The sequence below is a fragment of the Paraflavitalea pollutisoli genome (assembly GCF_029360705.1).
In the GTDB taxonomy this organism is placed as follows: domain Bacteria; phylum Bacteroidota; class Bacteroidia; order Chitinophagales; family Chitinophagaceae; genus Paraflavitalea; species Paraflavitalea pollutisoli.
The window spans coordinates 2544884-2557053 of the sequence record NZ_JARKMX010000008.1 but is presented as its reverse complement, the minus strand read 5'-3'; the positions used below and the strand labels follow the sequence as shown (position 1 = coordinate 2557053).

8 protein-coding genes are annotated in these 12170 nt (G+C 50.1%); 6 read left to right on the top strand and 2 right to left on the bottom strand.

Annotated features, from left to right (window positions below; genetic code table 11):
- Positions 1–61 precede the first annotated feature (61 nt).
- Positions 62–865 carry a helix-turn-helix domain-containing protein gene (locus P2W70_RS23830; protein ID WP_276484048.1) on the bottom strand — a complete coding sequence of 268 codons (804 nt, stop codon included), beginning with the start codon at positions 863–865 and terminating at the stop codon, positions 62–64.
- Between the two features lie 868 nt (positions 866–1733).
- On the opposite strand from P2W70_RS23830, the gene P2W70_RS23825 reads away from it, so the two are divergent.
- From P2W70_RS23825 to P2W70_RS23815, 3 genes are all read left to right on the top strand, one after another.
- Positions 1734–2690, top strand: coding sequence for a hypothetical protein (locus P2W70_RS23825; protein WP_276484047.1), 957 nt, complete (start codon positions 1734–1736; stop codon positions 2688–2690).
- 189 nt (positions 2691–2879) lie between these two features.
- A complete protein-coding gene (locus P2W70_RS23820) occupies positions 2880–3368 on the top strand; it encodes a TlpA family protein disulfide reductase (protein WP_276484046.1) in 489 nt (162 codons plus the stop codon).
- Entirely contained in the window at positions 3365–4564 is a 1200-nt protein-coding gene (locus P2W70_RS23815) for a sialidase family protein (RefSeq protein ID WP_276484045.1), read from the top strand. Before P2W70_RS23820 ends, P2W70_RS23815 begins: the two co-directional genes overlap by 4 nt.
- Before the next feature lie 12 nt (positions 4565–4576).
- Here P2W70_RS23815 and P2W70_RS23810 read toward each other — a convergent pair whose 3' ends face one another.
- Positions 4577–5941, bottom strand: coding sequence for a hypothetical protein (locus tag P2W70_RS23810; RefSeq protein ID WP_276484044.1), 1365 nt, complete (start codon positions 5939–5941; stop codon positions 4577–4579).
- A gap of 1118 nt (positions 5942–7059) precedes the next feature.
- Here P2W70_RS23810 and P2W70_RS23805 point away from each other — a divergent pair.
- From P2W70_RS23805 to P2W70_RS23795, 3 genes are read left to right on the top strand one after another with little or no spacing between them, the layout of a single operon-like run.
- Positions 7060–10260, top strand: coding sequence for a SusC/RagA family TonB-linked outer membrane protein (locus P2W70_RS23805; RefSeq protein WP_276484043.1), 3201 nt, complete (start codon positions 7060–7062; stop codon positions 10258–10260).
- 21 nt (positions 10261–10281) lie between these two features.
- The gene (locus P2W70_RS23800) at positions 10282–11745 is read left to right on the top strand and encodes a RagB/SusD family nutrient uptake outer membrane protein (protein WP_276484042.1); all 1464 of its coding nucleotides are present in this window, start codon (positions 10282–10284) and stop codon (positions 11743–11745) included.
- A 32-nt stretch (positions 11746–11777) separates the two neighbouring features.
- Complete coding sequence (locus P2W70_RS23795; protein ID WP_276484041.1) at positions 11778–12170, top strand: cupin domain-containing protein; 393 nt, start codon at positions 11778–11780, stop codon at positions 12168–12170.

Sequence of the window (12170 nt, the reverse complement as noted above, 5' to 3'; positions counted from 1 at the left end):
GCTATACTTTGGTGCAAATTACCTTCCGGAGCTGACGTGGGCATTGTAAAAACCGGACAATCTACCGCTCACTGATCTTGCGGCCGGTGAAGCGGGCGATGTCTTTGTAAAAATGAGAGAGGTCGTAATAGCCGAACCGCGTATGGTCGAAATGGGTGCGGTGATCGATGTAAGCCGTAAGTGCGTTGCGCGCGCGTAGTGTGGCGAAATATTGCTTGGGGCTGGCGCCGATCACCTGGGTGCAATACCGGTAGAAGGTCTTTTCTGTGAGGTGCTGGCGAACGGCCAACTGCTGGTTGTTAAGCTGCATGCCGGTCGTGGTGAACAGGTCGATGGTTTGTTGAATGGTGACGAGGGTGTGCGCCGTACTGCGTTGTTTGAGCCACCGGTCGAGCAAATATTGCTCCATGTGTTGACGCCGGCTGCTGAAATCCGGGCCTCTTTTTATTTTCCGCAGTATGCTTGCAGGGATCAGCTGGGCTACATCGACGATGCCGTGTCCGATGGTGGTTTGTGGTATACCGAATATGGCTTCAAATCCACCGGGATTGAACTTGACGGTGAAGATATTATCGGTGGGCAGGTTTCGCCGCTCTACTATGCCGCTGCGCAGGATGAGTACGTCGCTCTGTGCGTCCACCGTCGACAACTGGTTGCCATGCCTCAGCTGATAAGGGGCGCCCAGGTTGAGCCAGATGGTGGGCGTGTAGCTCGGAAACATTTTAACCGTAAAGGGCATTTCACCAATAAAGGTGTTCATGGCGTCGGGAGAGGTTTCGGAAAAGAACTCGACATGGGACTGCAGCTCCGTGCAGGGCCCGTGGAAGGCGTACAGCTTGCGAATGTTGTCGAAGATCTCGATCATAGCCTAAAGATGCCTTTATAGGGCCAGAATAGCAAGCAGATATTGACCAGTGGTGTGGATTTTTCGACGTAATTCCCTGTGTATTTAGTTGGATTCCGGTACGTGTTTTGGTAAATTGCCATAGCGCTTTTTTCACGGCTATTATGTGAATATTCTCTTCTGTATTCACGGCTTCAAAACGATCAAACCCGCCATGGGATTGGTTGTGCCGATTCGGGGCCACGTAAATCCGCGTCCCACCTGCATTTCATGCCCGTAGACTTGGGGTTCACTTAGCGTTCACTTGCCGTTCACCTGCGGTTCATTTTGGGTTGGTATCTATCTTCCAGTGAGCATCTATTAAGCGACTATCAAGCGGCCATGCTACAGGTCAGGGTATGCTATTGCCGGTCACGCGCTGAAGATTGGGCTGCCTTTGCTGTACAATATACCCGTATAAGACAGGTAACAGACACTGATCAATGTCAGATCAAACTCAGATATTTTGTGTCTTTTATGTGCCTTTGATCTGTGTTTGATGTGTGTTTGATCTGTGTTTGATTCGACTTAGAGCTATCTAATATATTGAAAATTAGTATACTACAGCATCGGTGTGATTTAAAAAATCTGTAATTCCTCTTACTGGACGTTGTTAGTCAATGGGTTGTAGTAAACTACCACTTGTGCCTGGAAGAACCAATAGTTGAAGAAAACAGCCGGTAGAGCTACGGCATGTTGGATGTGACATGATCGTATTTGGGTATAGAATACCCATTCACGGTACCTCGTTCATTTAAAGATGCATCATTATTGGTCAGAAGGTGTCATTTGTGGTCCTATTATTTGGAATCGCTTTTGAAATAGGCGACCATTGTAAAAATCACTACCTATGGCAAAACTTATCGCTCCTTTCAAACTACAAGGTTCTGTCGGTGACCTCACTTTCTATGCCGGCGAAGATGGTGAAACCCTGGTCAAGTCGAAAAGCAGTCCGCGTGAATGGGAGATGAAACATGGTGAACGGTTTCAACGTTCCCGGTTGTGCAATGCAGAATGGCAGGTTGCTACGGCCGCCACCAAAACATTCCGATTGGCCATGTGTGACCTGAAAAGTGGGGTTGAGGAACGCCGGCTGGCGGGTCGTATGAATGGCTGGCTATTGCAGGCTATCCGGTCGGATGTGCAGCATGATTGGGGCGAAAGGCAGTTGCTGTCGGGGGATTTGTCGGTCCTGGAAGGTTTTGAGTTCAATCGTAAGATGCCCCTCGACAACTTGATGCCTTTTAATCTGGATGACCGCCTACAGGTCGGTGATGGCGAAGCGCATGTTGAACTGCCGGGCTTTCGCTTACGGCGGGCGGATAAGAATGTGCCTACAGCAGCCACTCATTTCCGGGTGGTCTCTGCCTTGTTGTATGTAGATTTTAAGCAGAAAAAATATTCAAGAGCGATGCATGCCGGCGAACTAACGGCGATAGGCCGTAAGAGCGGCAAAGCATTTATTGCTGAACACGGTGTGTCGCTGGCCCCTGGCCAGGTTGGTTTTTGGTTGCTGGGGATTGAGTTCTTTATGATGCAGGAGGGCAGGTTGATCCCAGTGAAAGGTGGTGCCTTGAAAGTGATGAAAGTGTGGCCGCCAATAGCTTCTGCTGAACGCGTAACGCTTTCGGAGGGTACGGGCCAGGACGACGAGCAGGCCGTTTCTGAAAAATGTAGTAAGCCTTACTGGACGTCTGCGTCCAGTCTATCGATGTCCGTCAAAGCCACTTATTTTACTACTTCAAAATCTCCTGGTTTCCAGCTGCCGTTGAAAGCTGGTTCGTCGGGCCCATATATGCGGATATAGACAAACCATCCTTTGCCAGGAATCGTCTTGATCCATTGCTTTTCTTTGCGGGCGTACGATAGGGGCGCCGCTAATCGAGTGGGTACTGTTTTGTGGTTTTCATTGTTTAGTTGGTCAGTAGGTCCGGAAACGCTTCGACTTCGGAAAAATCGATAACTTGTCCTGGATACCTCACCTAATCCCCGTTTTATGCGTTTAATCATTCTGGTGCTTTTGACGATTTGCCTGTTGGGTTGTGGCGAATCCGTCCACCAGGAGAAGGGCGATGAATCAAATTCCTTCCGGGGTGACCTGATGGGGTTTGATGGCAAAAAAGTGGATTTGAAAGACTACGCCGGCAAAGCAGTTTTTATCAATTTGTGGGCGACCTGGTGTACGCCTTGCCGGCAAGAGATGCCCGCTATTGCCAGTGCGCGGGATAGTTTGGCCGGGAAAAACATCGTTTTTCTTTTTGCTTCCGATGATAGTCAAGAAGAGATCACTGCTTTCGAGCAGGAGCACCAGTTTAAGTTTAATTATGTCTTCATCAGGAATAGAGAGATGCTTAGCATTCCGGCGCTGCCTACCAGTTATGTTTTCGACGCGCGTGGACGGCTTGTACACGGTGTGCCAGGTGCTTTTCAATGGAATGATCCGGAACATCTTCAACTATTACGTGACGCTATTAACGCCCAATGAATAAAATATCCACGCTCTTCGTAGCTCTCCTTTTCTTGTCGGCCTGTGGCGATGGTAAGACTGCCGTTGCTGTTCAGGTAAAAGTGTTGGCTTCTCCCGTGGGGGATTCCAGCGCCTTGCCTCATCTCGTAACCGATCCGACCGGTAAGGTCTTTTTGTCGTGGATAGAAAAAAGGAATGGCATCGCTTCTTTGCAATTTGCTACGCTGTCCAGCGATCAATGGTCGACCCCGGTAACCATTGCTTCCGGTAATAATTGGTTTGTGAACTGGGCCGATTATCCTGTTGTTGCATCTGATGGTCAACGGCACTTGCTCGCGCATTTTCTTCAGAAAAGAGATACGAGTAAATATGCTTATGATGTTCAGCTTACGTCGTCGGGCGATGGGGGGAAGAGGTGGTCGGAACCCATTACATTGCATGATGACGGCTTGGCGGCTGAACACGGCTTTGTATCGATGGTGCCGTATCAACAAGGCTTTTTTGCTACCTGGCTCGATGGCAGGAACAGTGCCGGTGGTCATGGTGCCGGTCACGGTGGTCACCATGGTGCGATGACATTGCGTGGTGCTGTGCTGGATATTGCAGGACGCAAACTACAGGAATGGGAGTTGGATGACCGGGTTTGTGATTGTTGTCAAACGGCCGCTGCGGTTACTGACAGTGGTCTTGTGGTGGTGTACAGAAACCGATCGGACGATGAGGTGCGTGATATGAGCATCGTTCGGTATGCTAATGGTCAATGGACAGCTCCGCAAATTGTATTTCCTGATCACTGGAGAATCGAAGGCTGTCCGGTCAATGGTCCGCGGATCGATGCGAGGGGCGGTCAATTGGCGGTTGCGTGGTTTGGTATGCGGGAAGGAAAAGAGGCGCAGGTAAACGTCATCTTCTCTGCCGATGATGGCGCTCATTTTGGTAAGCCGGTACGCATCGATTCGGGTAAGCCGCTTGGTCGGGTTGATGTGTTGTGGCTGCGCTCCGATACGGCGTTGGTGAGCTGGATGGAAGGAGATTCAATCAAGGCCACGAAGGTGACTGCCAACGGCTACAAAGCGCCTTCTTTCCTGGTGGCTACTTCTTCGACCGGGCGTTCCAGCGGTTTTCCTCAAATGACTTTATATGGTCAGCAAGTATTGTTTGCCTGGACGGATGACGCCACGAAAAGCGTGCAGGTGGCGGTGGTGACGTTGTAAGGTATCAATTGTTTATTTTCTATTGAGCCAACTCTCCGGCAGATACACGATACAAATATTCATACTGCGGTTGTCGTCTGATAGCATGGCGGACTGTATTTCGATCTTCGTACCATCGGCGCTGAACGTCGGGTGGGGGTGATCGGCGGCGGTGGTCTTGTGACCGGTTGTGAGGGTGATCATTTCGCGGGTTTTGCGATCGATGAGGTATACACTGCGGCTAAAATCGTCACCTACGGCAAAGCGTCCGTCGGAGGAGCCATGTACATGCCATAGTCCGCTGCCGGAGGGTGTTTGTCCGGCGATGATGGACTCTCGGGTACGCAGGTTGAGGATAGCCAATCCGGTTGGTTTTTCGCGGGTGCCAGATGGGCCCCAGTCGGCTTCCTGGCCGGGGTTGGCACCACCAACACCGGTGGCCGGTGCGTCTGTGCGGGTGTTGGTACCGGGAATCTTTCGATGGCCCATGATCGCGATGGCCACTTCATCTTTTCCTATTACTGCTTCATGGGTCACCCATTCGTACGGAGCTTCGGGGTATAGCGGTCGCAGGCCGCTACCATCGGCCATGACGGTCCAGGTACGCTGGGGCGATTTGCCACCGGTTTCCCAACAGAATACGATCTCGTTGGTGTTCCACAGGTTTGCTTGAATATGCCCCACCTGGAAGGGTACCGAGATGACATGTTTAATCTCACCCGTATTGATGTTCATGCGGGCTATGCCAGACGGGCCGGCGCCCATTTTGCGCGGACCATAACTAGGCTCTATTTTGGTGTTGGCCGGTAATTGTTTGGCAGCGGCTTCTTTACCTATTCTAAAGTATACCCACTCTTCATTGGCATCAAGGGCCATATCGCCACCGGCGCCCAGTTCGGGTGGTGTGGTGCCGCAGATCCGTTGGTAGGTGTTGGCTGGTTTCAGCTTGCCTGCTTGGCTGTCGGCAAATAGTTTGGCAAGGTCTACTTCGATGACCTGTACCGATCGTGGTGTATTGGTTCTTGTAGTGTCGGGGTTGCGCATGAAGTAGAGCTTCATGGATTTTTGTGCAATGTTGAGCATGCCGGTATAGCCGCCTTCGGATACCTGTACGATGTCGCCGGTGGTTTCATTTACGGCCATGGCTTCGTTCTTTACCAGGCCTGAGCGAAAGATGACCCATTGGCCGTCGGCGGTCCACTGCGGATGGGTTTGATAGATCTTGGAGTCGCCATGTGGGTTGCTTGTGAGGAAGACGAGTCGGGTGCCGGTGATGGGGTCTTTGATCTCTTTTCTTTCGGAGGGGAATCGTTTGCCGATCTGGGCTTTCAGGAGTACGGGTGATACAAGCAAACTGATGAACAGGAGGCATTGGCCTGCCAGGTTGAAGGTCTTCATATAGCTGGTCGTTAGGCCTTCAAAATAGCCTGTGTGGGCGGAGTTTCCGTCCTGCGGTGTCCTGATGGGGCATATACACTGCCGTATTATCCTTAGCGTAAATTTGCATCGCAGTCTGGCAGTATTTGCCCTGTCCATAGTTTTAAAGCTGCTAAAGGTATGTTATCGCTGATAAAAATATGGTGGTGATAGTCAATGGGTACTCCAAACCGGAGTTCTATGCCGGTGGTTTTACCGTTTTTCTTTATTATTTCTACCACAATATTGCTGCTTATTTCTATGCAATTCCTGTCATTGCACAGGCAATGACGATTAAGCGCATTTTCATAGCGATTAATTTAGGTGACGCAATAGGGGGTTGACCGGGAATAGACTGGCTATTCCTGGCTATGTGACGGGGACGTATTGCCGGATGGTTTTTGTGGCGGCGGTACCGATAGGATTGGTAATGGCAATAGGGGATACGGCTGCCTGATCCGTGCAGCTGGTTGCGGGCGGGTCGTTCTGCTTTGTGATTGTTTGCAGCGGTTGCCATTTTTTTGATACACATGGCGCTTCATCATTGCGGAGTACTAAGGGAGGATTGGTACTGTAACGTTTTTAACTTTTCTGGTGCTGTGCAAGGGCTTTGTCTAAATATTCGGTTACTGATCGAAGCAATACCACAACAGTTTTTCCTGCTGCTCCGTTAAGCGGTTCGGCGTGTTTCGGTTAAGTATGTGATCGCATTGTATCTTATTCGATCGGTAGTGCTAAGGGTTTGCAGTTTTTGACGGATGTCAATAAATGTGTTTTAGGTGTCCTGATGTTACTAAGAAAGGCCGGCCAGGCGCTCGAAGCCGGGTTTTTGAAGGTTGTTAGTATTGATATAGATAATAAATGCAGGAGGATAGACAACAGTTAGTGGGGGTTAATTACGCTGTATTCAAAATAGCCGTGGTGTTGATTTTTGATGTCTTGCGCTGTCCTGCTGGTTGAACGTCGGATGTTGGATCCCCGTTAATGGTAATGCCGGATTTCTGTGCAAATGCGCTATCTTGTACTTTCCTTTCAACCTTATCCATGGAGCGCGTACCCTATTGGTGTATTTTTACGTCAATCTCCCAATCATCTCAGCCATGAACCTAATTGCGCTCTTTTGGACTGCCGTACTGGCCGTTACTGCCAGTGATGGAATCTCCCAATCCACTACTACCAAAGCCCTTGTTGTTGATAATGTACCTGTCACCGGCCGTGTGCTGCAGGATGGCAAACCTGTGGAAGGTGCTTCGGTATTACTCAAGCCATCCGGTATGGGCACTAGTACCAACCGCAGTGGCGTTTTCCTGCTGCCCGCTGTGCCAACGGGTAGCTACTTGTTACAAGTGAGCAGTATCGGTTATGTCAACTATGAAAGGAAAGTGACGGTGAAGCAAGAACCGCTCAACATCACCTGCCACCTCGAGTTGCTGGTGAAGGAGCAGGAGGAAGTGGTGATATCGACGGGATATGCTACCCGTAAGCCCGGTGAACTCACAGGGGCGGAACAAAAGATCACCGGGGAGGAACTACGGCGGGGAATAACGACCGTTGATGTGGCATCCCTGTTAAAAGGGCGGGCAACCGGTGTATACCTGTCAGAGCAAAATGCCGCCGACCCGACAAGCACGGGTGCCCAACTCTTTGTGCGCGGACAAAGTAGTATTGCCGGTGTTGGGATCGATCAATACAATGAATTTGTGATGCCTGCCTTGAGTTATGGTCCGCTGATCGTGCTGGACGGTGTCATTATGCCCAATCAAAACCTGAAAGAGCTGGTTACGCCGGCAGAGATCCAGGATATCACCATCCTTAAAGATGCTGCTGCTACTTCCATTTATGGTTCACGGGCTGCTGGTGGCGTACTGGTCGTGACCACCAAGAAAGGCCGCGTGGAAAAGCCGCGGCTATCTGCTGAAGTGAAGTATGGCATCAATTCCCCTAACAAAGGGCGGTTGCGTTTTCTAAATGGTCCTGAACTGTACGAGCTGCAAAAGCAAGTGTTTACCCAGGATTATGCCATCAATAATGCCAGTCTTGCACCATCCTATCCTACGCTGGATAGTTATCTTTCCGACCTATTGCCCACACAGCAAGAGCTGGATAATTCATACGATTGGAGTAAATACGCTTTTGTGACCAGCCGAACCGTGGATGCGACCGTATCGGCGAGTGGCGGGAATAGCGCAACTAAATATTACCTGGGGGCGGGTTATTACCATGAACAATCTACTGGGGTTGGCACTGGGTTGGTGCGGAAATCGTTCCGGCTCAACCTGCAAAGCCAGTTGACGGATAAGTTGAATGTACAAGTAGGGCTACATGGGATATTCGACAACGGGAATCGTGACCCCAGTGGCGCGGGTAGTCTGATTGCTCAATTGATCCCCTGGGCCAATCCCTATAACGCAGATGGCTCGATCAGGCAAAAGCTGGATTATACACTGGCTGGTGAGCCTTCGGAGAACGATAATCCACTCTTTAACCGACAATATGATCATAATACGCGGCAGCGTCAACTGTTTTTTGGATCTGCCAGGTTGGAGTACCGCTTCACAGACTGGCTGAGTTTTTCCAGTATCAACTCCGCGAACCTCAACTACAGCAAAAATGAACGGTATATGGATGCCCGCACGTATAGCGGCGGTCTCGTATTCTGGGGTTCTCAGGGATTTTTGGGGACGTCAACAGACAACCTGCAGTCGTATCTTTCCTCGAATCAATTGTCGTTCAATAAACAAGCAGGTAACCATTCCTTCCGTGCATTGGCTGCCCTGGAATTTGGTAAAACGAAGGTGGAGGATATTACGGTCAATGTGAACCATGTTCGCGTGGGGTACCCCATCATTTCCCTGGCTCGACAGATTGGTGATGAGTATGACTTTGGCATCCCTGCTACCAAGGCGGGCAATATAGAAGGTGGGAAAGATGAAAAAGCGGTGTATTCGATCTTTGGCGATGTTGGATACACCTATAAGGATCGCTATACGTTGAGCACCTCTCTACGCACCGATGCGAGCAGTGCGTTCGGGCGGGACAAACGTTATGGAACCTTCTGGTCGGGCGGAGCTGCCTGGGTGTTGAGTAAAGAGTCGTTCCTGCAGCCGGTAAAATGGATCAACAACCTGAAGCTGCGTGCCAGCTATGGTACCACGGGTTCTCAGTTGGGTGATAACTTCCTCACGCGAACGCTTTATGATCCGGGCTATATCTACAGCGGCCAGGCTGGGGCAATTATCGGGGTGTTGGGTAATCCGGCGCTGAAATGGGAGGTGACCAAGACGTGGAATGCCGGCGTGGACATGGTGCTTTTTAACCGGTTGCATGCCACGATCGATGTGTACCATCGCCGTTCGCAGGACCTGCTGCAGAAAGTGATGTTGCCGCCACTGGCAGGTTTCCCTTCTCAATGGCAGAATATTGCAACAGTAGATAACAAGGGCATGGAATTGCTGGTTAGTTATGATCCTGTCGTCAGTAAAGATTTTCGCTGGAGCGTTTCGTTTAATATCACGTATAACCGGAACAGAATCGTGCAGGTGGCGAATGACTCTATTAGCCAGGGTTATTATTCGTCGGAACGCTATTTTCTATACAAGGGTGATGACATCAATACGTTGAAAGCAGTCAAATATGCCGGTGTTGATCCTGCTACCGGTATGCCGCGTTTTGAAAAGCTTGTTTTCGATAACCAGGGTAACAAAACGGGGGTGGAGTATGTGAACAGTCTGGCGGAGGTGGGAGCTTCTACGGATAAACGCCAGTTTCAAACGATCGGGTCTTTTCAACCACGTTTCTATGGAGGATTTACGAATACCCTTACTTACAAAAAGGTTACGCTCAGTATTTTGCTGACCTACGCGTTGAAATACGTGATCCGGGATGACCTGGCAGCGGAAATGCAGGGTAGGTACCTGACTGTGTATAATCAGCTGGCCTTTACCAAACACCAGAAAATATGGACAACACCGGGCCAGATAGATGCCACCGAACCATCGTTGTATTACAATTATGAAGCAGAGTATTCGGGCTCGGATAAATACATGCACGATGCCAGTCATGTTTCCCTGCGCAATGTGCGGATAAGTTATGAGTTGCCGCTAGCCGTGTTGAGACGGATCGGGTCGTCGGCCTGTGCGGTGTATTTTAGTGCTGACAATTTACACACCTGGTATTCCAATAAGATCATTGGTTCGGGCCCGGAGGGGCCGTCGGTGGGGCAGGCGCAGGATTTTGGAGGAGCAGGCGGTACCCTGGCGATTCCGCGTCGGTATGTTTTCGGATTACAGGTAAGTTTTTAGTGTAACTTTTAACTCATTATCATGAGAGTTTTCATCTCCATTGTGTTTGTATTGCTGGTGCTGGCCGGTTGCGATAAGCAAATAAACCAGATCAGGCCATTGACTCAAATAGACCAGGATGGCGAGTTGTCGTCGCTCGAGGGTATCGAGGAAGCGACCATTGGCAACTACCGGCTATTGCGTTCGACTTCTTTTGGCAACTATGATCAATCACTCAGCATTCTTTCGGAGAGCCGGGGTAACAATGTTACGTTGCGGCAGTTTGGTCCCGTCCAAAAGAACACCGATGCATTCTTTTATAGGAATAGTCCTTCTCCAACGCTGGGGCATAGTGACGGTTTTTTCCGGGGCTCTTATCAATTGATCGTTGGTGTCAATGCTGTACTCGAAGGCATTGCCCGGTTTGAAACAAGTGGTTCTGCTTCTTTGGTTAGAGCAGAAAAGGACAAGTTGTTGTATGCGAAAGGGGAGAATGTTTTTCTGCGCGCGCTGGTTTATTTCAACCTGATCAGGTTGTATGGTAAGCCGTATTATCAGCAATCAGGCAATACGCCGGGTGTGCCGTTGAAGCAAACAAGCCTGGTAAGCGATAATCCGGCGCGGGCGACTGTGAAGGAGGTGTATGCATTTATAGTTGAGGAATTGAAGTTGGCTGCACAACTGATGAAAGTGCCCGTTGAGAAAACCAATAGTTTTGCGAATACGGCGGCTGCGTGGGCCTTGTTGTCACGGGCTTATCTTTATATGGGTGGTAGCGTTGCCAGCCCTGATAAGACATTCAATGAGGCGGCAGTGACTTATGCGGACAGTGCCTTGCTGCACAATGGGGGGCGATTTGAGCTGTTGCAGGGGGATGACTATATTCACCTTTTTGCTGCCGACGAGCGGGGCGATCTCGGGCGAGCACAATTTGCTACCAACCAAGAGATACTGTTTGCGTTTGACAACCTTCCATACGGTACATCGGTCGGGCTGCTGTATAACTACGACGGCCAATACAACAGGGGGGCGACTTTCGTGCCTTCGGCCGATCTGAAGCTTCTGTTTGCGGCAGCAGATAGCAGGAGTCAGTTTTTCAGACTCCGCCCTGGAACCGGGGTGGTGGAGTCTACCAAATACCTGGTTGCTTTTGGCGAACTGCTGTCGATGGCGCCGGTCATTTATTGCAGGATGGGAGAGTTATACCTGAACCGGGCCGAGGCGCATGCTAAGTTGGGTGATTTTTTAGGTGCACGTAAAGACTTGACTACTATACATACCCGTGCGGGACTTCCTGCTGCCGAAACAAGTCATCTTGCCGATGCGGCCGTGTTGTCGGCCATCTTATTTGAGCGTCGCCTGGAACTGGCTTTTGAAGGACATGCGGGGTATGATTATTATCGGAATGGCCTGGCAATGAGCAGGCTGGCGGCAGATAATAATGGAACGGCTGTCACTATCCAGGCAGATGATGTCCGGGTGGTGTTAACGATACCAGTTTACTAAACAACAACCTATAGCCAACGCAACATAAGCACATGCACACAGATCCATTGATCCTGGCCAACGGCGAGGGTCGTGTTTACAACTGCGGTACAATGACTGCTGTTTTTAAAGCAGATGAAAACGAAACGGCTGATAAATACAGTGTGTCTGAATGGTGGCTGGCACCGAACTCGGATGGGCCGGGGGCGCACAACCATGAAGAAAATGATGAAGTGTTTTATGTGTTGGAGGGAACGGTGTCGTTTCTGGTGGGTGATCAATGGGTCGATGCCAGTAAGGGAGCGTTTTTAAGGATACCCGCCCGGACGATGCATGACTTCAGAAACACGACCGCTTTGCAGGCCGGTGTGTTGAACTTCTTCATTCCCGGTGGTTTTGAAAGAAATATGCCGACTATCGTGCAATGGTTTGAAGAGCATAAATAA